Annotated in this window: 29 protein-coding genes; 7 read left to right on the top strand and 22 right to left on the bottom strand. The window is 43.3% G+C overall.

The genetic code is table 11. The features are described 5' to 3' along the window. Positions 1 to 24 precede the first annotated feature (24 nt). From HQ865_RS04885 to HQ865_RS04785, 21 genes are all read right to left on the bottom strand, one after another. Positions 25 to 1,095, bottom strand: coding sequence for a complex I subunit 1/NuoH family protein (locus HQ865_RS04885; RefSeq protein ID WP_173413811.1), 1,071 nt, complete (start codon positions 1,093 to 1,095; stop codon positions 25 to 27). Positions 1,096 to 1,314: 219 nt separating this feature from the next. Further along, positions 1,315 to 2,187 carry a TlpA family protein disulfide reductase gene (locus HQ865_RS04880; protein ID WP_173413810.1) on the bottom strand — a complete coding sequence of 291 codons (873 nt, stop codon included), beginning with the start codon at positions 2,185 to 2,187 and terminating at the stop codon, positions 1,315 to 1,317. Between the two features lie 3 nt (positions 2,188 to 2,190). After that, on the bottom strand, positions 2,191 to 2,565 hold the full coding sequence (locus tag HQ865_RS04875; RefSeq protein WP_173413809.1) for a DUF1573 domain-containing protein: 375 nt from the start codon (positions 2,563 to 2,565) through the stop codon (positions 2,191 to 2,193). Further along, complete coding sequence (locus tag HQ865_RS04870; RefSeq protein WP_173413808.1) at positions 2,562 to 3,197, bottom strand: bacteriocin fulvocin C-related protein; 636 nt, start codon at positions 3,195 to 3,197, stop codon at positions 2,562 to 2,564. The genes HQ865_RS04875 and HQ865_RS04870 overlap by 4 nt, the downstream gene beginning before the upstream one ends. 178 nt (positions 3,198 to 3,375) lie before the next feature. Further along, a complete protein-coding gene (gene murI, locus HQ865_RS04865; protein WP_173413807.1) occupies positions 3,376 to 4,203 on the bottom strand; it encodes a glutamate racemase in 828 nt (275 codons plus the stop codon). A 65-nt stretch (positions 4,204 to 4,268) separates the two neighbouring features. Further along, positions 4,269 to 4,826, bottom strand: a complete 558-nt coding sequence (locus HQ865_RS04860) for an OmpH family outer membrane protein (RefSeq protein ID WP_173413806.1) — start codon at positions 4,824 to 4,826, stop codon at positions 4,269 to 4,271. Positions 4,827 to 4,881: 55 nt separating this feature from the next. Next, complete coding sequence (locus HQ865_RS04855; protein WP_173413805.1) at positions 4,882 to 5,412, bottom strand: OmpH family outer membrane protein; 531 nt, start codon at positions 5,410 to 5,412, stop codon at positions 4,882 to 4,884. A gap of 16 nt (positions 5,413 to 5,428) precedes the next feature. Continuing rightward, complete coding sequence (gene bamA / locus HQ865_RS04850) at positions 5,429 to 7,984, bottom strand: outer membrane protein assembly factor BamA (RefSeq protein WP_173413804.1); 2,556 nt, start codon at positions 7,982 to 7,984, stop codon at positions 5,429 to 5,431. 62 nt (positions 7,985 to 8,046) lie between these two features. Then, the gene (locus HQ865_RS04845) at positions 8,047 to 8,787 is read right to left on the bottom strand and encodes an isoprenyl transferase (protein WP_173413803.1); all 741 of its coding nucleotides are present in this window, start codon (positions 8,785 to 8,787) and stop codon (positions 8,047 to 8,049) included. A gap of 329 nt (positions 8,788 to 9,116) precedes the next feature. Further along, positions 9,117 to 9,332, bottom strand: coding sequence for a hypothetical protein (locus HQ865_RS04840; protein ID WP_173413802.1), 216 nt, complete (start codon positions 9,330 to 9,332; stop codon positions 9,117 to 9,119). A 3-nt stretch (positions 9,333 to 9,335) separates the two neighbouring features. Next, on the bottom strand, positions 9,336 to 9,809 hold the full coding sequence (locus HQ865_RS04835) for a hypothetical protein (RefSeq protein ID WP_202020452.1): 474 nt from the start codon (positions 9,807 to 9,809) through the stop codon (positions 9,336 to 9,338). 187 nt (positions 9,810 to 9,996) lie between these two features. After that, entirely contained in the window at positions 9,997 to 10,518 is a 522-nt protein-coding gene (locus HQ865_RS04830) for an ExbD/TolR family protein (RefSeq protein ID WP_173413801.1), read from the bottom strand. 228 nt (positions 10,519 to 10,746) lie between these two features. Further along, on the bottom strand, positions 10,747 to 11,541 hold the full coding sequence (gene porG, locus HQ865_RS04825) for a type IX secretion system protein PorG (RefSeq protein WP_173413800.1): 795 nt from the start codon (positions 11,539 to 11,541) through the stop codon (positions 10,747 to 10,749). A gap of 119 nt (positions 11,542 to 11,660) precedes the next feature. Next, positions 11,661 to 12,539, bottom strand: coding sequence for an NAD kinase (locus HQ865_RS04820; protein WP_173413799.1), 879 nt, complete (start codon positions 12,537 to 12,539; stop codon positions 11,661 to 11,663). Positions 12,540 to 12,552: 13 nt separating this feature from the next. Further along, entirely contained in the window at positions 12,553 to 13,215 is a 663-nt protein-coding gene (locus tag HQ865_RS04815; protein WP_173413798.1) for a CBS domain-containing protein, read from the bottom strand. A gap of 10 nt (positions 13,216 to 13,225) precedes the next feature. Beyond that, positions 13,226 to 13,987 (bottom strand): alpha/beta fold hydrolase, encoded by a 762-nt coding sequence (locus HQ865_RS04810; protein ID WP_173413797.1) that lies wholly within the window; start codon positions 13,985 to 13,987, stop codon positions 13,226 to 13,228. Positions 13,988 to 14,107: 120 nt separating this feature from the next. Further along, entirely contained in the window at positions 14,108 to 14,557 is a 450-nt protein-coding gene (locus HQ865_RS04805) for a GatB/YqeY domain-containing protein (RefSeq protein WP_173413796.1), read from the bottom strand. Positions 14,558 to 14,670: 113 nt separating this feature from the next. Then, positions 14,671 to 15,429, bottom strand: coding sequence for an SDR family NAD(P)-dependent oxidoreductase (locus HQ865_RS04800; protein ID WP_173413795.1), 759 nt, complete (start codon positions 15,427 to 15,429; stop codon positions 14,671 to 14,673). A gap of 208 nt (positions 15,430 to 15,637) precedes the next feature. Next, positions 15,638 to 16,420 (bottom strand): type IX secretion/gliding motility protein PorT/SprT, encoded by a 783-nt coding sequence (porT, locus tag HQ865_RS04795; RefSeq protein WP_173413794.1) that lies wholly within the window; start codon positions 16,418 to 16,420, stop codon positions 15,638 to 15,640. Continuing rightward, entirely contained in the window at positions 16,417 to 17,148 is a 732-nt protein-coding gene (ubiE, locus tag HQ865_RS04790; protein WP_173413793.1) for a bifunctional demethylmenaquinone methyltransferase/2-methoxy-6-polyprenyl-1,4-benzoquinol methylase UbiE, read from the bottom strand. Before ubiE ends, porT begins: the two co-directional genes overlap by 4 nt. 72 nt (positions 17,149 to 17,220) lie before the next feature. Further along, a complete protein-coding gene (locus HQ865_RS04785; RefSeq protein ID WP_173413792.1) occupies positions 17,221 to 17,919 on the bottom strand; it encodes a CoA transferase subunit A in 699 nt (232 codons plus the stop codon). Positions 17,920 to 18,087: 168 nt separating this feature from the next. On the opposite strand from HQ865_RS04785, the gene HQ865_RS04780 reads away from it, so the two are divergent. From HQ865_RS04780 to HQ865_RS04770, 3 genes are all read left to right on the top strand, one after another. Beyond that, on the top strand, positions 18,088 to 18,927 hold the full coding sequence (locus tag HQ865_RS04780; protein WP_173413791.1) for an MBL fold metallo-hydrolase: 840 nt from the start codon (positions 18,088 to 18,090) through the stop codon (positions 18,925 to 18,927). Positions 18,928 to 19,038: 111 nt separating this feature from the next. Further along, positions 19,039 to 19,356 carry a hypothetical protein gene (locus HQ865_RS04775; RefSeq protein ID WP_173413790.1) on the top strand — a complete coding sequence of 106 codons (318 nt, stop codon included), beginning with the start codon at positions 19,039 to 19,041 and terminating at the stop codon, positions 19,354 to 19,356. Then, a complete protein-coding gene (locus tag HQ865_RS04770) occupies positions 19,353 to 20,075 on the top strand; it encodes a DoxX family protein (RefSeq protein WP_173413789.1) in 723 nt (240 codons plus the stop codon). The genes HQ865_RS04775 and HQ865_RS04770 overlap by 4 nt, the downstream gene beginning before the upstream one ends. A 16-nt stretch (positions 20,076 to 20,091) precedes the next feature. On the opposite strand, the gene HQ865_RS04765 is transcribed toward HQ865_RS04770, so the two are convergent. Further along, entirely contained in the window at positions 20,092 to 20,811 is a 720-nt protein-coding gene (locus tag HQ865_RS04765) for a CPBP family glutamic-type intramembrane protease (protein ID WP_173413788.1), read from the bottom strand. Positions 20,812 to 21,252: 441 nt separating this feature from the next. Between HQ865_RS04765 and HQ865_RS04760 the strand changes: the two genes are divergently transcribed. From HQ865_RS04760 to HQ865_RS04745, 4 genes are all read left to right on the top strand, one after another. After that, on the top strand, positions 21,253 to 22,113 hold the full coding sequence (locus HQ865_RS04760) for a sigma-70 family RNA polymerase sigma factor (protein ID WP_107826388.1): 861 nt from the start codon (positions 21,253 to 21,255) through the stop codon (positions 22,111 to 22,113). 525 nt (positions 22,114 to 22,638) lie between these two features. Further along, on the top strand, positions 22,639 to 23,304 hold the full coding sequence (locus tag HQ865_RS04755; RefSeq protein WP_173413787.1) for a bacteriocin fulvocin C-related protein: 666 nt from the start codon (positions 22,639 to 22,641) through the stop codon (positions 23,302 to 23,304). Between the two features lie 100 nt (positions 23,305 to 23,404). Next, positions 23,405 to 24,460, top strand: coding sequence for a TlpA family protein disulfide reductase (locus HQ865_RS04750; protein WP_173413786.1), 1,056 nt, complete (start codon positions 23,405 to 23,407; stop codon positions 24,458 to 24,460). A 112-nt stretch (positions 24,461 to 24,572) separates the two neighbouring features. Further along, positions 24,573 to 24,986, top strand: coding sequence for a DUF1573 domain-containing protein (locus tag HQ865_RS04745; protein ID WP_173413785.1), 414 nt, complete (start codon positions 24,573 to 24,575; stop codon positions 24,984 to 24,986). Positions 24,987 to 25,036: the final 50 nt, after the last annotated feature.

Below are 25,036 nucleotides of genomic sequence, written 5' to 3'. Positions count from 1 at the left end.
GCACATACGCATATCTGCACATTTTCACATTAACCACACCCGCCATATTCCCGATATCACCATGCAGGCAAAAGCCAGCGGGGTTAATACCTTCCAGCACAGATTCATCAACTGGTCTACCCTAAAGCGGGGCAGCGTCCACCTGATCCACATTTGTACGGCTATTAATAATAGTGTTTTTACGCTGATCCAAAATATACCCCATACCGCTCCGGTTGTCCAGTTGGCTAGTTTTACCGGGCCGATGTTGGGCAACGGCGTATTCCAGGCGCCTAAAAATACCACTACGGCCACCATGCATACCAAAAACATCATGCTGTATTCGGCCAAAAATACAAAAGCAAAGCGCAAACCGGTAAACTCGGTGTGGAAACCGGCCACCAATTCAGATTCAGCCTCGGGGATATCAAACGGTGCACGGTTACTTTCGGCCAGTCCGGCAATAAAGTAAATGATAAAGGCGATAATGAGGTGCGGCGCTTGGAAGATATTCCAGCTTAAAATGCCGCCGGTTGCCGATACATCCCAAAAGCCCCAAAATTTTGTATGCGCTGATGCTAAGATCCCCTGTTGGTACGATATGGTTTGAAGGTCAAGTGTCTGCGCTATCATCACTGCCGATATCAGCGCGAAGCCGGCCGGTATCTCATAAGATATGATTTGTGCCGCCGAACGCATGGCGCCCAGTATAGAATATTTATTGTTAGATCCCCAGCCCGCCATCAGGATGCCCAATGTCTCTATCGAGATGATGGCCAACAGGTAATACAAGCCTAAATTAAGGTGCGATGGCGCCAGTCCCGGCCCCCATGGCAAAGCCGCGAAGCCAAGGTAAACGGCTACAAAAATAATAGCGGGCGCAGCCATAAACAGCCATTTATCGGCCGCTGCGGGGATAATCAGTTCTTTTTGCAGCATCTTCAGGAAATCGGCCAGGGTTTGCAGGCTGCCGTATTTACCTACTTCGGTGGGGCCTAACCTGTCCTGTATCAGCGCCGATACTTTCCGCTCGGCATATACCCCGAAAAGGGTGAACAGGGCCGCGAAAACAAACAGGCCAAGCGCGATACCAAAGTATATGAGATAGCTGATCAAGTATTCTTGTTATTTAGATGCAAACTTAATAAAAAGGTACGAGTGATGGGTGATGAATTGTTAATAGTTGACTAAATTAGTAGAGTAAGTCCTCAGCCCTCTAAAGCGAGCGTAAATATGCAGATGTGCGTATATGCAGATGTGCAAATATGGCCGAATGAAAATGTACTTAACGACAGCGAAGTGAATGACTTAATGACGCGGAGAAAATGACCTATTTCACAAAAGTTTTTCTAACACCGGGTCGATATTTTCAATCTCGCCACGGTAAATGATACGGCCCTTGTAGATAATCAATACAGTAGGATAAAACATAACACCCATACTTTTTGCCGCTTTAATATTAGACACGCCAAGCTGATTAAAATTGTATTTAAATTCTTTAAGCGTGGCAGAGGCTTCACCAATAGTATCTCTTGAAAGCGGGGAGTTAACTGTGTAAAATTGCACTTTATCCCGGGATGAATATGCCTTGATCTTTTCGGCAAGGATAGGGAACTTTCTGAAACACACACCACAGGCAGTATTCCAAAAATCAAGTACCAATATTTGGTTTTGATGGTCGGCAATACGATACTCTATTCCGGCATTGTCTTTAAACTTTACATTAACAGGCACAATTTCGTTAACATGCGAAGACCAAGTGCCGAAGTTATGCTTGTTAAGCCACAGGTCAAAACCAAGGGTTGATGTATACACAGTTAACAGTAGTATTAATCCTACCAACGCCACTCGGTATTGCGCCCTTGCATTAAATAATAAAAACCCAAAACCCATGCCTACGAAATACGCGAACAGGCTTGGCAGACTAATTAAAGTTGCTTTAAAACTCAATATATGTATCGGCAGCAAAGTAATTAATACGGGAATTGATATAATTAATACAGCCGTTAAGCGCATTTTTTTTGTTTTTCTTAAAAAGAGTATATACCATACTAATAAGCAATAAACAGGTATACAGAAGGCTATATTAAACTTATGGCCTAAAATTGCAGTGATAACTCCCGATACAGAAAAAACAATAATAGCAAGCAATAACACATAGTAGTTATTGCTTGCTATCGCTTTTTCTATTTTTTGAAAATAAATCATTTTTCAATAAACATTATAAAATACTTTTAAAGTCGAAAATACTTTAATTGTGTTTGTTGATATAACAATCGTTTGAACCGCTTCGCCTTTTTCTTTCGGCTTAATAGCTATACTTACATAACCTGATTCGTTAGGAAGTATTGCTTTTTTCGTCCAACTAAATTCAACGCAACCGCACGAGGGAGATACGTTTTGTATAGCAAGATTATTTACTCCAATATTTCGTATTAAAAATTTGTAATGTAACGTATCAGTCAATCTGGCTGAGCCTAACCTCACAATAGTGTCCTTAATATTGATAGTTGTCAATTTACTATTATTGTTATTACTACAGCTATAATATAGTAGTAACAAAACAATCCATATTATTTTATTCATTCAGGTGAACTTAATGCGCAAAGTCCAACACAATCGTATGCCCCAAAAAAACCACAGCCTAATTGAGAACTAAAACAATCAATTGCCTTACTACATTTTTTTCCAATTGCACACCAATCACTTTCATCGCTACAAGTGCAATCTTTTTTTCCTTCGAACTCAGTATTTATCTGCAACGATGTTTTTTTATTAAAGTTAGGGGGTAAAAGGCTAACGGTAGTTTGGACTACTTCATCATAAGTAAACATTGCCATAGCACGCATTGTCCATTCGCTTTCGAATGCTGTTTTGACATGCTTTTCTGTTGTAAAAAATTCCGGTTTAATCCAAGTTTGTAACTCTGTTAATAAATTTTTCTGCGCTATGGAAAATCCGCCGTTCTGTATAAAATCATTCAAATGTTGTTTCCAAAGAGCAGATTTTTCTGCTGGTGTCAACGTTCTAACTGCTAATCTTTGTTCTTGTTCAGAAACCATACCAAGAATAGTTTGTATTTTGCGATTTGTTTCCTCAGAATTAACTTCCTTTGATGTTGCAGAAATAGGTGATGGAGTATCTCTAATATTCGATTTACAACTATTAATACAGAGATACAAGCATAGCGTGAATACGCCAAAAATGACTTTTTTCATGTGATATAAGTTTAAGTATTTTAAGATGTTAATCTAAATATAGAGATATGTTTTTATAAGTTCAAAAAATATTTAACAATTATTTGAAGATAATTTAACGTATCTGGCAGTGTAATTAATTGGCTCTTCCTCTATCACTCGATTTAAATCGAGCGATGGAGGAATGATTCGAAGAAACTTACTTCATCGATACATACTCCGACCGCACCGCTTCGCCAAAAAACAGCGAGGCATGGTGGTCAAAATCGGCCGTATCATCGGTAGTGGTATAAAAGGAAAGATCGCCGCTTTTACTCAGGCGCGATTCGATCTCGGGGTGGCGGTGCAGGTAATCGGCCAGGCTTTTTGCTACAATATCGCCCTGGGCTACCACGTTCATCCCCTGTGGCAGGTGGGCTTTTATTTTTTCCTGCAATAAAGGGTAATGTGTGCAGGCCAGCAGCAGGGTATCTATCTCTGCCGATTGCGCCAATATCTGATCAAGGTATTGCTTCACAAAGTAATCGGCGCCGGGTTTATCGTACTCGCCGTTCTCTATCAGCGGCACCCAAAGCGGGCAGGCTTGCTGGTATACCTGTATATCCGGAAAGAAGTGTTCTATTTCCTTCAGATACGATTCTGATTGTACCGTGCCCTTAGTGCCCAATACACCTATCTGCCCCGATTTGGTGTAATTACCGATCACCTCGGCAGTTGGGCGGATAACGCCTAACACTCTCCTGTCGGGGCCGATCTCCTGCAGGTCACGCTGCTGGATGGTGCGCAAGGCTTTGGCCGATGCCGTATTGCATGCCAGGATCACCAGCGGGCAACCTTGCTTAAACAGCCACTCCACGCATTCTTTGGTGTATTGATGTATGGTTTGGAACGAGCGGTTACCATAGGGGGCCCGCGCGTTATCGCCAAAGTAAATATAATCATATCCCGGCAGGGTATCTAAAATAGACCTAAACACGGTCAGTCCCCCGTAACCAGAATCAAAAATACCTATGGGCTGTTTATTCATACAGGCACAAAACTAAAAAAGCGCCCTGATATCAGGGCGCTTTTTATCAATCTGTTTAAATTTTGTTATTTCTTTACAGGGCCGCCGGCTGGTTTAGTAGCAGCAGGAGCAGCGGTAACGCCACCTTTAGCTTTAACAGCAGCTTCCAGGTTATCACCATCAGGAGCAACCAGTAATTCTACTTGCGAAGAGTCGATAACATAAGTATAACCTTTTTCTTTCGCCAACTGGTTAACAGCGGCTTTCCATTTGTCAACCAGTGGCTTGGTTAATTCGCCATATTTCTGGTTAACCAGGTTCTGCGCATTGGTGTTTTGGTCATTCAAACGTTTTTGCAGGTCGGTCAGTTCGCTTTCAGCTTTTGTACGCTGTGCATCGGTCATTGTAGCCCTTTTAGCGTTATACTCGTCTAATTTGGTCTGATACTCGGTGTTGATACCTTTTATGGTTTCAACAAACTGTTGCTGATAAGCATTTATCTGGGTGGTAACCTTAGCAAATTCCGGATCGGCAGTAACCACATTCTGGAAGTTTAAATAACCGATTTTGGTTTGTGCTTTTGCATAACTGCTCAATACTAAAACACATGCTGCAACTAAAGCACTTTTAACTAAATTTTTCATTTGTTTCTTTTCTTGTTCTTTGTTTTTTAATTTATGCTATTTTATATAAAATTTTCTATTTGGCAAACACGCCGGGTTTTAAGCCTAAACGAGTGATCACCGCCGCGCTTTTATCGTAACGCGGGTTGGCGTACAACATAATGGTCTCGCTGTTCTTATCAAAGATCATATCCAGGCTCTCTGCTTCGGCCACTGCCTGTATTGCTTTAGACATCCTATCCTGAATAGGTTTAATCAAAGCGCTGCTACGCTGCGATAATTCGCCATCCGGGCCAAATTTCTGGCGCTGAAAATCCTTCGCGGCCTTTTCTTTTTCCACAATTTCAGCTTCGCGGCGTTTTTTCATGTCGGCGGTCATCAGCACCTGGTCGGCCTGGTAAGCTTTATACAGGCGGTTGGTTTCGTCAAACTTACCGTCAACCTCTTTTTGCCATTGTTCTGAAAGTACACTCAGCTGCTTTTGTGCCGAAAGGTAATCGGGAATGTGTTTTAATATATATTCCGAATCTACAAAGCCAAAGCGTTGCGCGAAGGCGCCGGCAAAAGCCAGCAATACAAACGCGAGGGTTAAAACTATCTTCTTCATAAAACTTTTCTCAAAGTTAATTAAATCCACCGGTTAAACTCTGTGCAATTGAAAAATGGAACTGGCCTTTATTTGCACCCGGTATGCCCGGTATTTTATCGAAGCCATAACCATAATCCAACCCAAGTAAACCAAATATAGGAAGAAATATGCGCGCGCCCACACCAACCGAACGCCTAACCTGGAACGGATTAAAGTCGTTAAAATTGTTCCAAACGTTACCACCTTCGGCAAAGGCCAGTAAAAATATGGTGGCCGATTGGCTCGCGGTGATCGGGTGGCGCAACTCCAGCGTGTATTTATTATAGATAGGGCTGCCCGGGTTATTGTTCTCGTTATAGTTTGAACCGTAAGGAACGATAGAGAAGTTTTGATAACCACGCAAACCGATGATCTCGCTACCTTGCAAAAACTGGTAACTCTGCATACCATCACCACCTACTTTAAAGCGTTCGAATGGCGACTGGCCTACAGCCGAACTGTACTGACCTAAGAAGCCGAAACGGGTTTGCGTCATCAGCACCAGTTTACCGGCAACACGCTGGAACCATTGCGCGTCGAATTTCCATTTGTGGTACTCTACAAAGTGGTAACGCTGCTCTGGCGTAGCAATGGCATAGTTGGTATGGTTAAATAACGAGTACGGCGGTGTTACCTGCACCGTGAACTTAATGTTTGAACCCTGTGTCGGGAAGATCGGCGCGTCTAACGAGTTACGGCTTAACTCCTGCGTTAACTTAATGTTGAACGATGTACCATTGCTAAACAGGTAACCAGTAAAGTTATCCAGCTTATAATGATCGAAGTTTAACGAGTAATTCAACTGGAAGTAGTTATCAGGGAAACGCAGGCGTTTACCTAAAGTTACACCGATACCGTTAATGCGCAGGAAGTTATAGTTAGGATCGGACTTTGGATAGTACTGACCTGTTGAACTTAACTGTGTATAAGCGCTCAAAGCGAAGTAAATAGGTTTTTTACCGCCCAGCCATGGCTCAGAGAAAGTGAACGAATAGTTCTGGTAGTTTTTACCGTTGGCCTGGCCGCGTAAGCTTAATTTCTGTCCATCGCCTTTAGGCAGTGGTTTGTAAGCTTTCAGGTTGAAAATATTACGTAACGAGAAGTTATTGAACGTTAAACCCAGCGTACCCACCAGCTGGCCGCCACCAAAACCACCGGATAACTCCACCTGGTCTGATGGTTTTTCAACCACGTTGTAAACAATATCAACGGTACCATCAGCTTGCTGAATGTTGGTTGGCTTCGGGTCGATCTTGGTTTCATCAAAGTTACCCAGCTGCGAAATTTCGCGGGTACTGCGCACAATGGCTTCCTTACTGAATTTCTGGCCTGGTTTGGTGGTCAGTTCGCGTAATACCACTTTATCATTGGTAACATCGTTACCTTTTAATATAATACGGTTGATGGTATATTGGGGGCCTTCGTAAATGCGGATATCCAAATCGATGGTATCGTTATAGATGCGGGTTTGTACCGGGTCGGCCTGGTAGGTCAGGTAACCGTCGTTCAGGTATAACGAACTCAGGTCATCGCTGTTTTGGGTTGGGCCGCTCAGCCTTTTGTTCAGCTCTTCCTCGCTAAACACATCGCCTTTTTTAATACGCAATACCTTTTGCAGGAAATCTGCAGGATAACGCGCATTGCCCGACCATTTTACATTACCAAAGTAATATTTAGGGCCTTCGTAAACTTTTAGCTTTACGTTAACGGTTTTCTCATCATTCTTCCAAACCGAATCTGATATTACCTCGGCATCGCGGTAGCCGGCACCCTGCATTTTTTCAACCAGGGTTTGTTTATCTTCATCGTACTTATCCTGCTTAAACTTCTTCGAACCGAAGATGTGATAGAATTTCTTCTCGCGAGTATCTTTCATGTAGCCCTTCAGCTTAGACGCGCTGAAAGCCTTATTACCTTCAAAATATACGTGGGCTATTTTTACCTTTTGCTTTTTATCAACCGCCACATCCAGTATCACACTGTTGGCATCACCGGGGTCAACCCTTTGTTTAATAGTAACGGTGGTGTTCAGGAAACCTTTTTCGGCAAAATGCTTTTTAATGATAGCGTTGGTGGTATTCAGCAGGTTTTCGTTAACGATCTTACCAGTTTTATCGTTCAGTTTTTTCTGTACGTCTTCAATTTCACCCTTGCGGATGCCGGTAAGGTGCAGACGCGATAAGCGCGGGCGTTCCTGTATAGCTATTTCAAGGTAAACTGTATCGAGATTGATCTTGGTGATGTTCAGTTTTACATCATCAAAAAGGCCCTGCTCCCAAAGGTCCTTAATTACCTTGGCCGACGCGTCGCCGGGCAAAGTAACCCTATCGCCTTTGTTTAGTTTTGAAATTTGCAGCAGGATGTCTTTATCAAGGTATTTGGTACCGGCAACAGATACGCCGCCAATGATATATTCCTTAGGGTTAAGGTAACTTAAACTATCAGCCGAAACAGACCTGGCTAACGACGGCTGCCTTTGCTGACCAGGGATCTGGGCCATTGCAGCGACACTTAGCACTGAAAAAAGAATAGCGAAAATATATTTATTCATCCGAATATTTTGGTGGCTAAAAATAGTTTATACAGTTGTTAAAAAGTGTTAAAGTTGAAAATTTACTTTACCTGCTCGCTTGTCTTGCCAAACCGGCGTTCGCGCTGCTGGTAGTCTAATATGGCCTCGTACAGGTCTTCCCTGCGGAAATCGGGCCATAGCTTATTTGTAAAATATAGTTCGGCATAAGCTATCTGCCAAAGCAAATAATTACTGATGCGGTACTCGCCGCTTGTCCTGATCAATAGTTCGGGATCGGGCATATTGTAGGTATACAGGTTGGCGCTAAATACATCCTCGGTAATATCTTCGGGCTTTAATTCGCCCTTAAGTACCTTATTAGCTATCTGCTGCGCGGCATGCATAATTTCGCGGCGCGAACCGTAGCTTAATGCAAGGGTAAGTGTCAGGCCGGTATTTTTTGATGTTTTTTCGATAGCGCCCATCAATTCTTTGTAGCATTTGCCGGGCAGCATTTCCAGGTCGCCAATGGCGTTGAGGCGCACATTGTTGTCCATCAGTTTTTTGATCTCTTTGTTAATGGTGCTCACCAGCAATTCCATAATCGCGGCTACTTCCAGTTTGGGGCGGTTCCAGTTTTCGGCGCTGAAAGTGTATAGCGTAAGGTAATCGATACCTATTTCGCCGGCGCCCTCTACTACATCGCTTACCGATACTACACCGTTGTGATGGCCGAAAACACGCAGCTTGCCCTTGCCCTTGGCCCAGCGGCCGTTACCATCCATAATAATAGCAATGTGTTTTGGTAGTTTCGATAAGTCTATCTGCTCTTTATATCCCATGTGCTGAAAGAGATCCCTTTTTAACGGACCTTAAATTGTGGACTGGCTATTTTATTTACTAATTATACTTAAAAATCGTATCGCTCCAGGTTGATCACATTGGCAATTAACCGGGGATATATCCTCATCTCAAACCCGATTAGGCCTAAAAATTCAGGGTACAAAGGTAAAACTTAGTTTCAATTTTTTTATTATGTGCAGAAAAAGAAAATTAACACATTTTAACTGTTTGGGTTGAGTATAAAATGGTTAGGCGGGTGGGTGACGTGGTGGCTAATTAACCAAAGGTCACAAAAAGAGTAACGCTAAGAACACAAACTACCCCTTCGCTATATATTTGGTTGCTTGGTATCGTTTTTACGATTACGAAATGTCTTTTTAACAGCTGACAACGACACAAGAGTTTGTTGAACATTAAGTGCTTGTACCTGACGTTCCTTTTTATAGTTTGCAATGGCCTGATGTATTGCATTGCTATCTATTGTAGTTAATACTGACGGCGCAACAATAAAATCGACTCCTTTTGGCTCTTTAATATATCCCATTGTTTACTTCTTTCTATTCTTAAAATATTTATCAATCAAAAATAATGCCTCGTTCGGATATATGATCATTTGATGATTACCTATATGAACAGCGCCCAATGTTTTCTCATAATGACTGATCAAGGTTGTTTTTGATTTGAAGGCGATGAATCCCTCGTTCCCATTATCTAACGATAATTTACAACAAAAAGCGAACAGATTTCCCCCAACGCCTTCATATATTTTATCCTCACCAAAATTCATTGGCGCACTTTCTGCCAGATGAAGATAGTAATGATCACCCATATTACTAACACTCACCAATCCCTGTAATATATTAGGTTGACCTGTTATAACTAACTTATAAACTTTCCTATCGACTTGTTTTAATTCAGACCGCCAGTGAAAATGCCATTCTCCCTTCCTTTTTCTTACGTCAGCCAAATCTTTTATTGTAATTTCAAATACCTCTGTATCAAAACTTTCTCCGGTCTGCACGTGTCGGATGCTATTTGTTAACTCGTCAATGAAAATATCTAAATGATAAGCAGGTGAATCGGCATCACACGAATATAAGGAATATATTTAAATATATACTAAAAAAATTGGCAGATGTATTTCAAACAAAAAAGGCAGCTATCCCCTTGCGGGATAGGCTGCCACGCTAATTTATACTGATCTGAACTTAAAAAATGCTTTTTTGCTTTAGCAGGTCGTTATCCTTTGGAGTGATCTCTGTTACGGCGTAGATGGGCGAGCGGGTGATGTTCAGTTCATCGATGGTGTTTACCACGTTTCCGTAAACCGAGTGCTCGCCTGGCTTTATTACTACGATCATGTCCTTGCCGGTTTCGGCCTTTATTTTTTGGGCGGTTGTTAATAAGGTATGGCGCAGGTCTTTTTGATAACCGATCACCTGCGGGGCATCTACCGGTTTATCTATCTCGCCGCGATAGTATACCAGTTGATTATCCTTACCCAAACACAGCGTAACAGTGCGCGATGCCGCCACCGGGCCCGGCTCAGTATTATCAGGCATGGCCAGGTTCATAGCTTTGGGTTTGCTCAGGGATGTGGTCAGCATAAAAAAGGTGACCAACAGGAATGCCAGGTCAACCATCGCGGTCAGGTCTACACGGGTCGACATTTTTTTGCGGGGCTTGGCGCCGCCGGCATTTTTTGCGGGGGATTCATTTAGTTCGGCCATGGTTTTAAGTTTTAAGGTTAAAACTATAAAACGCAGCAGGTTGAGGGCATATTGTGTTTCAAACTAAATTTTTAGTAGATTTAGGGTTTAACCACAGAGGCCACGGAGATTTGCACGGAGGGCACAGAACTTATCGCTCGCAGACCATTAAACAACCATCTATTTCTCTGTGTTCTCTGTGCTTCTCCTCTGTGTTCTCTGTGGTTAAAACACCGTCACACCATCATTTCAATAATAACAATTAGCCGTAACAAACGTAAACGATAACGTAAAGCCCACAAATAGATAAGTATCATGGCTGCGATAATCGCCACGCTGGGTGCCTGGTGTGCCGATATAAACGCCGGTCTGTTCGCCCGAGCGATCGGACAGGGCCATGGCAACCGGGTTGCTGAAGCTGCTCTTTTTGGCGTAGGCACCGCTTACGTCATCAATATAATCCGTCATTGCATAACGGTACCCTGCGTTAAACATGATATTACAATTATTAGAGAAATTATACTTGATGCCCGCTCCAAAAGGCACTACAATAGCCATGTTTTTATAAGGCGTTGCCTGTCCTTCGGTCATTAGCGGGCGCAGGTCGTACTCAACGCCTGAATAGGTAGCCTGCGGATTATAGTTAAGGCCGCCAACTCCAAAAAAGATATAGGGTGTAAAACGGTCGCGGCCGGCTCCCGGTGTGTAGCGCATAAAGTTAACCTCGGCTATCAGGCTTAGTTCATCCAGTTTGGTTTTAAAGCTCAGGTTACGATCGCGAAATTGTTGCGTACCCGATGTACTGTCGGCACCGGCAATTTCCCCATGACTGTAATGCAGTTTAAGCGCAAAGTAAGGATTAAAGTTGCGCTGCACGAACACGCCTAAATTATAACCGCTGATCTTAGCCGGGTTCTGCTGGTTCAGATCGCCCATGTAGCCTGAGGCGCCCGCTGATACCCCCGCCTCCCATGTTTGGGCGAAAAGTTTGGCCTGGAAAGCAGAAAGCAGAAAGCAAAAGGCAAAAAGCCTTTTCCAAGCCAAAAATGGAAAGCGGAAAGCGGAAGGCTTTTTTTTGCTAAACTGTATACTTTGGCTGCTTTTGATATGCATATTTGATAAAACCCGGCTTTGGTCTTTTAGCTTTCAGCTTTACGCTAAAATTAATAATTGCGGACATCCAATCCCCACAATAACTTGTTCCTTAACGTAGTTAAATAGCTTTCATTATTCAACCTGATCAAATTTAACTGAAAACCGGCCTTATAGATCTTAAACTTCATGCTTTTCTCTATCACCGCCGTACGCGAGTCGCAACTGACCAGGTAGTTGGCGCTGCGGCATTCTACCTCGAAGGTCAGCACGCTGTTATCGGGCAAAATCACCGGCCTTACGTTTAAATTATGCGGAGAGATTGGCGTAATAGCCACACTGTTTGATTGCGGGAAGATAATAGGCCCGCCGCAGCTTAGCGAATAGGCTGTTGACCCGGTAGGTGTAGAAATAATAATCCCATCGCCCCAGTACGAGTTCAGGATCTCGCCATTGAGGTAGGCATGGGTGGTGATCATAGCCGAATCGTCGCGCTTATGGATGGTAATATCATTCAGCGCGAAGTTATCATCGCCAAATATTTTCACTTCCGATTCGATATTCAGCAGGTCGCGGCTATCCAGCGTAAACTGTTTGTTCACTACGGCGTAAATGGCGGCGGCAATATCGTTCTTGTTTACACTGGCCAAAAAACCTAAGCGGCCAAAGTTGATACCGATGACCGGGATACCCGAATCGCGGATCAGGCTAACCATATCCAGCAGCGTACCATCGCCGCCAATGGTCAGGAATACATCGATAAAACCTTTCAGTGTAGCGCCTTTTTCAAGTATTTTATAAGGCGTGGTTACAATACGCCCCGAAAGGTGCACTTCTAATTGATGATGCACATAAATTTCGGCCTGATGCTGGGCCAGGTTATCAAATACCTGCTGTATGTACGGCAATGCCGTATCGTTAAATTGCCTGCCGTATATTGCTATCTTCATTTTTGCAGGCTACTTATATATTCAGGTAATTCATCAGCGAATCATAACGGTCTTTAGAACCGTCGTCATGATCGGCATGGTTAAAGGTGGCCTTAATATCGTATCCGTACCGTAAAAAGGTAGCGGTGATGTTGGATATATCCTGCTTGTTCACCTTTAGGGTAATTTCCATTTTGGTAGAATCGGGGAAGGTACGGATATAAGAACTCAGCACCTGCGCGTTATCCGATTCGACGATCTGCGCCATGTGGGCCAGCGAATTATCCTTATTGCCAATTTCCAGCACGATGATACCGCCCGGCTCGGCCGACGAGGTTAATTTGGCAAAATATTCTACCATGGTGTTAATGGATATTACGCCCTGGTAATCTTTCGCCGTGTTTAATACCGGCACCATGGTTAGCTGTTGTTCGTAAAACAGGCGCATCACATCGTAAATATGCTGCTGTTCCAGCACGTAAGGATTAATTAAGGATAATCCTAAGGAGCCTATGGCGGCCTGGTAATCGGTCTCGCCCACCAGGTCATCGTCTGACAGTAAACCTAAAAACTGGCTTTCATTTACAATTGGCATATGGCTAACACGAAACTCCACCATACGGTCGAGTACCTTCTGTATCGTATCAGAGGTATGTACCGGTGGTATCGAGTCGGAAACTAATTCAATTGCAACCATCAGGGCTGTTTTAGTTTTTTATCTTTTGTAAAAATGCTTTTAGCAGTACATTAAACTCTTCGGGGCGCTCCATCATGGCGGCATGCCCGCATTTATCTATCCAGTGCAACTCCGAGTTTGGTATCAATTGATTAAACTCAACGGCCACATCAGGCGGTGTGATCTTGTCATCCCTACCCCATATTAACGCTGTAGGCACCTTAATCTTATGCACCTCCTTGCTCATGTTATGCCTGATGGCCGATTTGGCCATGGCCAGGATGCGGATAACCCTATGCCTGTCGTTTATGGTGGCGAATACTTCGTCAACCAATTCTTTGGTAGCCGTGGCCGGATCGTAAAAGGTATATTCCACCTTTTCCTTTACAAAATCATAACTCTCGCGGCGCGGGAACGATCCGCCAAAGGCGTTCTCGTACAAACCCGAACTACCGGTTAATACCAGCGCCTTTACATATTCCTGGTGTGCCAGGGTATAAATGAGGCCCACGTGCCCGCCAAGCGAATTACCCAGCAGGGTGATATCCTTTAACCCCTTATGCTTTACAAACTTGTGTACAAACTTCGATAAGCTTTTTACCCCGGTGGTAAGCAGTGGCAGATCGTATATAGGCAGCATAGGGATAATTACCCTATACTCCGATCTGAACTCTTCAACAACCCGTTCCCAGTTGCTTAACGCGCCCATCAGGCCGTGTAATAGTAGCAGCACCTCGCCTTCGCCTTCATCAATATAGCTGAAACCGTGTTCTTCCTTCAGTACGAGATCCATAAATTACTATCCTTTATATTAAAAATGCACATTCAGCCTGTTTTGCAAATTGGTACAAAAACAAACTATTTGGTTATAAAAATAGGTTATTGCTGTTTACTTACAAGTATAAAAGCAAATTTATGCCAATAATTGTTTTACCACTTCCGATATCGTCCGGCCATCGGCTTTGCCTGCCAGTTCTTTATTGGCGGCGCCCATTACTTTGCCCATATCTTTAACAGAAGTAGCACCTACCCTGCCGATCAGATCTTTAATAAACGCCTCTATATCCGCCCTGTCCATTTGCTTTGGCAGGTAAACTTCTATCACTTCCATTTCTTCGGCCTCTATTTTGTAAAGGTCTTCGCGGTTTTGCGCCTTGTAGATATCAGCCGATTCCTTACGTTGTTTAATGAGTTTCTGCAACACCTTGATCTCGGTTTCTTCGCTGATCTCTTCCGATGCGCCTTTTTCTGTACGGGCCAATAGCAATGCCGATTTAATGGCGCGCAGGCCCCGTAGTTTAACATCCTGTTTGGCCAGCATGGCTTGCTTGATGTCCTGGTCTATAGTAGTTATTAGTGACATGTGTTTTTGTTAAGTCCGGAAGTCGGGAAAGTCCGAAAGTCCGGAAGATTGTTTATAGTTCAGTTGTTTAGAGAAATATCTTTCGGTCTTTTCTGACTTCCGGACTTTTCCGACTATTTTCTAAATATATTCGCCCCGCCCGATTGCGCGGTGGGCATTACTGTTAATTCGTTAATATTTACATGCGCCGGGCGCGACGCGGCAAACCAGATGGTCTCGGCAACATCGGCGGCTACCAATGGTTCAAACCCCTCGTAAACCTTTTTGGCCCGGGCTTTATCGCCTTTAAAACGCACTTCAGAAAATTCTGTTTCCACCGCTCCGGGGTGTACAGCCGTTACTTTTATGCCGTGCGGCAGCAGATCGATACGCATGCCTTTATTTAAGGCATCAACCGCGTGCTTACTGGCGCAGTAAACGTTGCCGTTGGGATATACTTCCTTGCCTGCTATCGAACCAAGATTGATGATATGCCCGGTTTTGTTAGCGATCATCCAGTTGGCAACCACCTTGCTTACATACAACAGGCCTTTAATGTTGGTATCGATCATGGTATCCCAGTCATCATAGCTACCTTGCTGAAATGGCTCTAAACCCAGGCTAAGGCCGGCATTATTAACCAGGACATTTACCTTTTTCCATTCGTCGGGCAGGCTTTCCAAATTTTTAACGGTTTCATCGCGGTCGCGTACGTCAAAATTTAGCAGGGTCGCGTCTACGTTATATTCTTCTTTCAGATGTGCGGATAGTTCTTCCAGCCTGTCCATGCGGCGGCCGGTCAGTATCAGATCATAACGTTCGCGGGCGAACACGTGGGCGCAAGCTTCGCCAATGCCCGATGTGGCACCGGTTATTAATGCAATTTTAGCCATAGGTAAACTCAACAATAGTGCAACGAAATTATGCTTTTTTATATTGAGTTGGGTAAAATATTGAACAACATGCGGATTATTTAACCACAAAGGACACTAAGATGAGAAACACGAAGACCACAAAGGCTTTTATTAGTGAAATATTTCTTTGTGCTCTTTGTGAAAATCCTTTGCGACCTTTGTGGTTAAATTATCACCAATGCAATGTTTATTCGAAGTACAAGCTGATCATAAGCGTATGTAGAAACAGCTTATCAATAGGCCGCGAGTATGGGGTATTATCGGCCACCAGCATATTTTTAAAGGAGTTGGATATTTTTATCTCGGGCGATAATTTGAAGAATTCGAAATAGATGTCGCAGCCTATACCGGCTTCGTACGATGCATAACCTCCTACGTTTCTTACCACCTTATCAATGGGCGATATATTATCAGCGTTTTTTTTAGAACTGATCAGCATTGAATATTTTAGCCCCCCCAGCAAATAAGCACGAAAATTACCCAGTCTGTCCGATTTCAGTTTCATACTCAGCGGAAACTCTACTACGGTAGATTGTACCTGCTGTTCTAAAATAGTGGGTTCTACAGTACGGTCTCTTGTTGTCAGCAGCGGGTTAGCCGATGGACTATTATATTCGTACCTTAACAAACGGTCGGCGAAAAGCAGCATCGGCGTTAGGCGCGCCTCCACATGATCGGTTAAGCGATAGCGGGTAATAAAGCCGATAGCAAAACCACTTGATGGTTTTGAACTGATGCTGTTTAATGAGTCGGTTAGCTTTTGGCCGGTTGTCGGGTCGTAATAGGGCGAGCGCCAGTCGGGCTTTTTGGCTATTTTAAAATCGGTACGTACGTATTGAAAGGTAAAGCCCCAGCTCCAATCGTTCTGATCGGCGCCGCTGGCCCAGTTATGCACCACCTGGTCTTGCGCCAACAGGTTTTTACCGGCAAACAAGCACAGGCAAATAAGTACATATCGAAGTTTGATCATTTAACGCCCGTATAAATAGAACAGATACCAAACGCCAAAGGGCGGCTTTTGGTATTTTTAAAACCCACTTTATCCATCAAAGCCGTAAAGTTTTTGCCATCGGGGAAAGCCGCTACCGATTCGGGCAGATAGGTATAAGCCCTGGCATCTTTAGAAAACAGCTTACCGATACCCGGGGTGATGTAATTAAAATAGAAGTTATACAATTGCTTTACCGGGAATACCTTTGGCTTCGAGAACTCCAGCACGACTGCCTTCCCGCCTGGTTTCAGCACACGGAACATATCGGCCAGACCAGTCTCTAAATTTTCGAAGTTACGTACGCCATAGGCCACAGTAACCGCATCGAACTCATTATCGGTAAACGGCAATTTTTCCGAATCGCCCAGCTTTACCTGGAACTGATCGTCCAAACCGCGTTTGCTGATCTTTTGTTTAGCGATATCCAGCATTCCCTGCGATATATCCACACCGGTTATCTTCTCTGGCTTCAGGATACGCAAGGCCTCAAAGGCAAAATCGCCGGTACCAGTGGCCACATCCAAAATATGCGCGGGCTTATCCTTTTTCAACTCGTTGATGGCCATCTTTCGCCATATCACATCAATCCCCAGCGACAGGAAGTGGTTCAGGAAATCGTATGTTTTGGCGATATTATTAAACATATCGGCCACCTGCTCTTTTTTGGTGGCATCGTTATGCTGATAGGGCGTTACTGTTTTGCTCATGTGAATTGCAAAGATAGTTACATTGAGCTGAAAGCCGAAAGGCGAAAGCAGAAAGCTTTTTGCTTTGGTCTTTTAGCTTTCTGCTCTAACAGTGCGCTGCTCTATCCTTTTCTCGTAATCCTTACCCTCAAAAATACGATGCACGTAGATGCCCGGCGTATGAATGTGGTCGGGGTCGAGTTCCCCGGCGGGCACCAGTTCTTCAACCTCGGCAATGGTTACCTTGCCTGCCATAGCCATTACCGGGTTAAAGTTGCGCGCGGTAGAGCGGTACACGAGGTTGCCCGTGGTATCGCCTTTCCAGGCTTTTACAATGGCAAAGTCGGCATTAAATGCCATTTCCATCAGGTAATCTTTCCCGTTAAAGTTGCGCACTTCTTTACCCTCAGCTACTTCGGTACCGATACCTGCCGGCGTAAATATAGCCGGCATGCCGTAACCCGCAGCCAAGCAACGGGTGGCTAAAGTACCCTGCGGGATCAATTCCACCTCCAGTTCGCCGCTGAGCAACTGGCGTTCAAACTCGGCATTTTCGCCTACGTACGATGATATCATTTTCTTTACCTGGCGCTGCTTCAGCATCAGGCCGATGCCAAAGTCATCAACCCCGGCATTGTTAGATATACAGGTGAGCCCGTTCACATTCTTCTTCACCAGGGCGGCAATGCAATTTTCGGGCAGGCCGCAAAGGCCGAAGCCACCTACCATCAGCACCGCGCCGTTATTAATATCGTGTATGGCCTCATCGGCATTGTTTACTACTTTGTTCATATTTTAGTTCATGGTTGATGGTTCATAGTTCATGGCTGAACTGCCATCAATTGGTTTATGCGTCAAAGTTACGCAGGTTTTTATTAACGACAGGAATTTGGGTAGCGATTTATATTTTTCTACTTTCGATACCGCATTTGGCTATGAACCATCAACAATGAACTACTAATGAACTTACATACCATCGATACCGGCTTATTTAAATTAGACGGCGGCGCCATGTTTGGCGTGGTGCCCAAATCAATCTGGCAAAAAACCAACCCCGCCGACGATAATAACATGTGTACCTGGGCTATGCGTTGTCTGCTGGTTGAGGATGGTAACCGCCTGATCCTGGTAGACACCGGCATTGGCAACAAGCAAAGCGAGAAGTTCTTCAGCCACTATTATTTACATGGCGATGCCGCGCTGGATACATCGCTGCAAAAGCTGGGCTTCCATCGCAATGATATTACTGATGTATTTTTAACCCATCTTCATTTCGATCATGTAGGCGGAGCGGTTGAACGTGTTGGCGAAACCTTTGCCCCTGCTTTTAAAAACGCTACCTACTGGAGTAATGATAAACACTGGAACTGGGCCGTATACCCCAACGAGCGTGAAAAGGCATCGTTCCTTACCGAAAACATTATGCCGATACAGGAAAGCGGACAACTAAAGTTTATTGATGTGCAGGATGGCGTGTCATTCACCAATAATTTCAGCGTACGCTTTGTATCGGGCCATACCGATTCGATGATGCTGCCGCTGATCAACTATAAGGGCAGACAAATTTTGTACATGGCCGATTTGCTTCCATCCGTTGGGCACCTGCCCATGCCATATGTAATGGGCTACGATATGTTCCCGCTTACTACCATGACCGAACGGCATAAATACTGGAACGAGGCTGTAAATAACGACTACATCCTATACCTGGAACACGACCCGGTTAACGAGTGCTGCACCCTGCAGCAAACCGAGAAAGGGATCAGGCTTAAGGAGGCGTTTAAATTATCGGAATTGTAGGTCTACAAACACCGGCATTTGAAATCGCCGGTCTTTCCTTTTAAAATTTTCAAAAAAATACTTTGAGATATTATTGGTTTATTTAACTTTGAATATCAAAGTACTTTTTATATGAAAATATCAAGAACTAAATTCATCATTACCTTTCTCGTTTCGGCGTTTGTATTTCTGGGCATCACTAATTTGCTTTTACAACCTGTAAACGGCGATTGGTTTGCAGGTACCAACTCACCAATAGCCTGGAAGCGCAACTTAGCCGCCATTATCTATCCAGTTAAAATTATTTTGGTAGGCCCACTGGCCCCGGTATTTAACGATCCGGACCCCGCACCGCCTATCCGGGTATTGGCCTGCGCGGTGTATTGGACGGTGATGGCATTCGTACTTCATTTTATCCTAAGTTTATTGATCCCCCGTAAAAAAGCGTGAACAGTTTTGATGAAATATTACACGAGGCAAGGGGCGATAACTGGATCAGGCGCTTCGCTGTTTTCTGCCGCGTATCGCTGGCTGTGGGCTTTCTTGTGGCGGGGTACGTTAAGATCATAGGCGAACGGTTCGCCGCCGGTCTGCCGTCAAATAATCCCCTGGGGCATTATTTCGATGCCCTGCATACCACCGGGTATTACTATACTTTCATCGGTATCGGGCAAATCATCGTTGCCATATTATTACTTATCCCGCGCACAGCGTTGCTTGGCGCGCTGATGTATTTTCCGATTATTATTAATATTTGTGTACTTACCTACGCTACCCGTTTTGATGGCACCCGGATAATCACATTGATGGTATTGGCAAACCTGTTTCTATTAGTTTGGGATTATGACCGTATAAAGCACATCCTGCCTTTCGGGCGGTCGGCAACCGATCCTTCGGTCGCAAAACAACCTGTGGGCAAGCGCCTGAGGCTGATATTTTTCGGGGGGGGCTTCGCGATAGCAGCCTTTGTTATCGCCGGCACTTTTTATTTATTTGAGATAGTGCCGGGCAACTCCGAAGCGGAGTGCCGCAACCAATGCGCGGGCAGCAAAAACCCGGCGGCATGCCAGGCTTTTTGCAATTGTATATATAAACAAGGCCAGCCATTGGATAGTTGCCTGGCTACTTTTAATAAAGCCAAAGATATGCGCAAGGCTAATGCAAAGTGATGCATAATCAAACCTACTAATGCTTCACCAGCAAACTCAGTAAGGTTGATATACTGTTAACCAAACAATGCAGCGCTATGCCCCATACAAAGCCATGTTTAAAGCGAACGTAGGTTATCCCCCATCCTATCAGCAATTGCGGGATAACAAATAGAGGGTACAGCCATATCAGCGGCCAGTCTAAAGGCCTGTAGTTACTAATATGCATAAGGCCAAACACACAAACAGACAAAACCACTAATTGCTGCCGGTGTTTTTGTGATATATTTAGGGGAGTATCGGGGATAAACTTAAAGCCTGTAACAAGTACCAGGATGGCAAGAACTATTTCAATAACAATTTTCAGCATCAGTACCCTGGGTTTAAAAAACGCGCCGGCTAAATAAAATATGGCTATGGCAATAGCAATGAATACCTGTCGCCTTTTAAACGATAAGGGCAAACGGAAGATCACCTCTTCAAACAACGGCCCTATTATGCATATAAATATAATAGCCGTAGTAAGGCCAAGCTTTTGATACATCTGCTGAAATACCTCCCGGTAATGCGAAGCGAAACTTTTGTGGTGAAAAACGTCCGTCACCAGTTTATCAGCCAGTAGCCATAGCGGGCCAAAAGCGATCATAGCCAGCACAATGATCCCGTACATCTTGAAAACAGACAGCAGCTTTTCATCCCAGCGCGCATTACTGTTAAGGTTAGGATAATTACCGATAGCGAATATTTCTTTTAGCATTTGCCGTTTAAAGATCTGCTACTAATATAAGCATAGTAAACATTTGTAAGCATGCTTTACAATAAGCCGTCCCGTGTCATATCAATGTTATACTATTAAACCCGGTAGAAATATTACCCCATAAGCGGAAACAATTGGGAGGTTTACCCCGTTAAACAGGCAGTTTATATGTAAATTGGGCAGGCATCCGTTTTTTTAACAGCCCTATACTTTATTGGCAATATTATAAGCATAATAGCCCAAAAAACAAAACAAGCGTTAAAAGCAACATTTGCATAAATGACTGATTTTAACAGCATTGCAATTAAATGTATAATTTACATTTATAAACAGATTGTAAAATAGCTTGCATTAATCAAAACGAGTTATTATTTTTCGTAACAATTGCTTACCTTTGCACGTTCTATTCTTAAATCAAAAGAATCGAGGTATATTTAATAGATGAGACAACTCAAAATAACCCAATCCATTACCAATCGCGAGTCGCAGTCGTTAGACAAGTATCTTCACGAAATTGGTAAGGTTGACCTGATTACTGCCGAAGAAGAAGTAATTCTTGCACAAAAGATCCGCGAAGGCGACCAGGCCGCGCTGGAACGCTTAACAAAAACCAACTTACGCTTTGTTGTATCGGTAGCCAAACAATATCAAAACCAGGGCCTTACCCTTGGCGATTTGATTAACGAAGGCAATTTAGGTTTGATCAAAGCTGCCAAACGCTTCGACGAGACCAAGGGCTTCAAATTCATTTCGTATGCCGTATGGTGGATCCGTCAGTCGATACTGCAGGCTATTGCCGAGCAATCGCGTATTGTGCGTTTACCACTAAACCAGGTAGGTTCATTAAGCAAGATCAGCAAGGCATTTAGCAAGCTGGAGCAGGAATACGAGCGCGAGCCTTCGCCCGAAGAACTGGCCGACATACTGGAAACCACCGTTGATAAAATATCCGACACGCTGAGCAACTCGGGCCGCCATGTATCTATGGACGCGCCGTTTGTACAGGGCGAGGAAAATACATTATTAGATGTATTGGAGAATAAAGAGCCGAATACCGACTCGATCCTGATCAACGAATCGCTGTCTGAAGAAATTAAACGTTCGCTTTCTACTTTAACCGAGCGCGAGCGCGAAATCATTGTACTGTTTTTTGGCCTGGGTACCAACCACCCGCTATCGCTTGAAGAAATAGGCGAAAAATTTAATTTAACCCGCGAAAGGGTAAGGCAAATTAAAGACAAAGCCCTGCAGCGCTTAAGGCATACCAGCCGAAGCAAGATCCTGAAATCGTACTTAGGTTAACAATAAAAAATCCCCGGGAAAAACCTCCGGGGATTTTTGTTTTTAAGAAGCCCCGTGTACTATCGTAACTGACTTTTGCTCCGGATGAAATAATATTTCATAATTACATGCCTTTATAATACTTCACATCGGGCACAAATGAGAAGCAATACCATAATCAATGCATAAAGTTTAAAAAAAACGGGTAGCTTAAAGGCCGAAACGAATAGATCTTCGCAATTTTTTACGGTCAGGCGCTTACAAAAGCTACTGATAACTCCGAAATACCATCAGGAATACGCACTGCCGGCTGCCTACTATTCAAAAAAAGTTAAAAAAATTTACAGCCATTTTTTTGCCTAAACGGCTATTTTAATTACCAACGGTTAATCAAACTCATGCAAAAACAACCAATAGTTGTGCTTTTTAACCAATATTAAAAAACTCTCGCATATTATTTATTAAATATTTTTTATATACAAAACCTTTTGCATAGTTTTGCGTATTAATCGATTATAAAGAAAATATTAAGCTGGGGCCAATCACATGAAAAAAGTATTACTAACGTTAACTGCAGTAGTAATCTTCTTTTTTACAAGCTGTAAAAAAGAAGCTGCTACTACTACTGATACCACTATTACTACACCTGCCGAATATACCTTAACAGCCCAAAACGTGGCTAATATTGACGGCGTTAAAAACTTATCTAACCAGGAGCAGAAAAAAATAGCTTTTGGCTTGTTGTCGCCAATTGAAAAATATGGCGCCTGGGTAGAAAATGCAAGGATCGCATCGGCAAATTTTACACCGCAACAAAAATTACTCGCAGTTGAACTTGTAAGTTTCCTTACACCGCAGTTATTTAATACCGGGAATAATAATGGGAACAACAAAGGTCAGGCTGCTACTTTTCGGGATAACTGGTTAAAGAAAGCGAAAGCCTTGTTAACGCATGATCAAATAGAATCATTAGCTTATAAATTATTTGGCGCAACCGACGCCAAAAGCGATTTAAAAATAAATTTAGCTGCTCAAGGCATACCTAATTGTAATTGTAATACTAACTCTGACTATGGTTGTGAAGGAACCGCCTGCCACAGAGATGACGATATGCAGGAATGTAAAAACCAGACGAGTTGGGGTTGTGGTTTTTGTATACTTTGGGCATGCGACAACACCTGTATCATACTGCCAAAAATTCCGACTGACTAACTGGAGCGAAAACAAAATATTACCCATTTAATGGGTAGCATTAGATGCAATTTAAAAACACAATTTGCGCGTCACCAATAATTAGCACCGAATAATTTACATGAAGAACACTACCATAAGCTTAAGCTCTTATAAAATAATATTGATACCGGTTGTTTTTCTGCTTGAATTATCCCTGTTTTTTGTAGCAGTTAAATATTTTGGTCAGCAGACTGGCGTTTTGGTCGCATCGCTGAGCATCCCGCCAATCATGTTCTTCGTAACAAAGCAATTTTTTCCCGAAGTTGTTGCCCCCCGGTGGCTGGCGCTTACCTTTTGGGGTTTCATCTTAGAACTTTCCACCTATCCGTTTAGGGGGTATTTTGGTGGGATGCAGGCTAGCACACTTTGCGGCTTTGCGATATGTCTTATAGCTACGTTTCTCCTCATCAGGAAAGACAGGGAAAATACGGAACCATGGCTGATAGCACTTTATATATTAATAGGCGTATCCGTTATACAACTCCCTGTAAGGATATATGATTTTACCGGTACATTAATATCCCTACCCGATTATTTGGCACACGTCCTGGGGGTAGTAGTCGGCCTTTTATTATATCACCGCCACAAAATAGTGCAAACAATAAACCTTTCTATTTCGATATTACTGGTTTTGTTCGTCTATTTTTACGGATACAGCATGTGGGAAACAAAATTGGCTTATGGTACTTTTACCGGTAAGGTTTATAAAAAAATCCCAGTCGATTTAAGACTAACGGATATCAATAACACGGCTGTTACTGCAAAAAAAGGGAAGCTGACTATTATGGATCTTTGGTTTGTAAGATGCGGGGCTTGCTTTGAAGCATTTCCTGAGTTTCAAAAGTATTATAACCAGCATAAAAACAATCCTAACTTACAATTTTATACGGTTAACCAGCCTTCGAGCGGTGAAAACGTATCAGAGAGTTTTAAAATGCTTAAACAACGTGGTTATACCTTCCCTATGGCCACCGCGGGATACGACAATACCATGGTACGGTCTTTGGGCATACGCGCTTTCCCTACCACTATAGTAATAGACCAGCAAGGCTTTGTTGTTTACGAGGGCGATACAAAAGGCGCTATGGCCACGGTTAATAATCTTTTACAAGGCGGTATATCCATGGCTGAGTAAAGTAATTAATAAAACATAAAATACAGCTAAATTTATTAAACGCTTGTTTCACCTGTATTGGTGCAGCAAAACATGTTTTTTCGGTGTACATGTTAAACCTATACTCTAAAAAGTGAAATTAAAGAAGCTTATAGTTTACACCAGTGGTTTGCTGGTAACGGGAATGTTAGGCGGCTTTTTGCTGACAGGCTGCAATAATGCCAATAAAAATACCACAAATAGCATAGCTGCAGATTCTATATACCGTGCAGGCCAGTTAAAACCTTCAGATACGATAATTAAGCACACCTTTTATATTAAAAATACCGGCACGGCCAACCTTGTAATTGATAGTGTAGCAGGATCGTGCAGTTGTGTTGCTATAAACTGGGAAAAAAAACCTGTAAAACCCGGCGACAGCGGATTTATTAATGTAACCGTTCAATCAGACACTTCGGACAGAAAGGGGCACAAGATGCAGCAGGTTGTCGTAAAAACAAACGCCACAAAACCATTTTCGGTTTTCCAGATACACTACACCCGTTAATATACTTCAAAAAAACGGCATAAAAAAAGCGATAGATTAACCTATCGCTT

Origin of the sequence: Mucilaginibacter mali (assembly GCF_013283875.1) — a bacterium.
Lineage (GTDB): Bacteria > Bacteroidota > Bacteroidia > Sphingobacteriales > Sphingobacteriaceae > Mucilaginibacter > Mucilaginibacter mali.
Note: the sequence above shows the minus strand (reverse complement) of the source record. Positions and strands in the feature narration are given on the sequence as shown.

Coding starts and splice junctions, on each gene's coding strand:
- HQ865_RS04800 (WP_173413795.1), bottom strand. CDS start 15,429: ATGGCTAAAATTGCATTAATAACCGGTGCCACATCGGGCATTGGCGAA.
- HQ865_RS04785 (WP_173413792.1), bottom strand. CDS start 17,919: ATGAACAAAGTAGTAAACAATGCCGATGAGGCCATACACGATATTAAT.
- HQ865_RS04840 (WP_173413802.1), bottom strand. CDS start 9,332: ATGGGATATATTAAAGAGCCAAAAGGAGTCGATTTTATTGTTGCGCCG.
- HQ865_RS04765 (WP_173413788.1), bottom strand. CDS start 20,811: ATGCTAAAAGAAATATTCGCTATCGGTAATTATCCTAACCTTAACAGT.
- HQ865_RS04760 (WP_107826388.1), top strand. CDS start 21,253: ATGAGACAACTCAAAATAACCCAATCCATTACCAATCGCGAGTCGCAG.
- murI (WP_173413807.1), bottom strand. CDS start 4,203: ATGAATAAACAGCCCATAGGTATTTTTGATTCTGGTTACGGGGGACTG.
- ubiE (WP_173413793.1), bottom strand. CDS start 17,148: ATGAGCAAAACAGTAACGCCCTATCAGCATAACGATGCCACCAAAAAA.
- HQ865_RS04820 (WP_173413799.1), bottom strand. CDS start 12,539: ATGAAGATAGCAATATACGGCAGGCAATTTAACGATACGGCATTGCCG.
- HQ865_RS04775 (WP_173413790.1), top strand. CDS start 19,039: ATGAAAATATCAAGAACTAAATTCATCATTACCTTTCTCGTTTCGGCG.
- HQ865_RS04805 (WP_173413796.1), bottom strand. CDS start 14,557: ATGTCACTAATAACTACTATAGACCAGGACATCAAGCAAGCCATGCTG.
- HQ865_RS04830 (WP_173413801.1), bottom strand. CDS start 10,518: ATGGCCGAACTAAATGAATCCCCCGCAAAAAATGCCGGCGGCGCCAAG.
- HQ865_RS04815 (WP_173413798.1), bottom strand. CDS start 13,215: ATGGTTGCAATTGAATTAGTTTCCGACTCGATACCACCGGTACATACC.
- HQ865_RS04750 (WP_173413786.1), top strand. CDS start 23,405: ATGAAGAACACTACCATAAGCTTAAGCTCTTATAAAATAATATTGATA.
- HQ865_RS04755 (WP_173413787.1), top strand. CDS start 22,639: ATGAAAAAAGTATTACTAACGTTAACTGCAGTAGTAATCTTCTTTTTT.
- HQ865_RS04855 (WP_173413805.1), bottom strand. CDS start 5,412: ATGAAGAAGATAGTTTTAACCCTCGCGTTTGTATTGCTGGCTTTTGCC.
- bamA (WP_173413804.1), bottom strand. CDS start 7,984: ATGAATAAATATATTTTCGCTATTCTTTTTTCAGTGCTAAGTGTCGCT.
- HQ865_RS04810 (WP_173413797.1), bottom strand. CDS start 13,987: ATGGATCTCGTACTGAAGGAAGAACACGGTTTCAGCTATATTGATGAA.
- HQ865_RS04780 (WP_173413791.1), top strand. CDS start 18,088: ATGAACTTACATACCATCGATACCGGCTTATTTAAATTAGACGGCGGC.
- HQ865_RS04860 (WP_173413806.1), bottom strand. CDS start 4,826: ATGAAAAATTTAGTTAAAAGTGCTTTAGTTGCAGCATGTGTTTTAGTA.
- HQ865_RS04875 (WP_173413809.1), bottom strand. CDS start 2,565: ATGAATAAAATAATATGGATTGTTTTGTTACTACTATATTATAGCTGT.
- HQ865_RS04870 (WP_173413808.1), bottom strand. CDS start 3,197: ATGAAAAAAGTCATTTTTGGCGTATTCACGCTATGCTTGTATCTCTGT.
- HQ865_RS04880 (WP_173413810.1), bottom strand. CDS start 2,187: ATGATTTATTTTCAAAAAATAGAAAAAGCGATAGCAAGCAATAACTAC.
- porT (WP_173413794.1), bottom strand. CDS start 16,420: ATGATCAAACTTCGATATGTACTTATTTGCCTGTGCTTGTTTGCCGGT.
- HQ865_RS04845 (WP_173413803.1), bottom strand. CDS start 8,787: ATGGGATATAAAGAGCAGATAGACTTATCGAAACTACCAAAACACATT.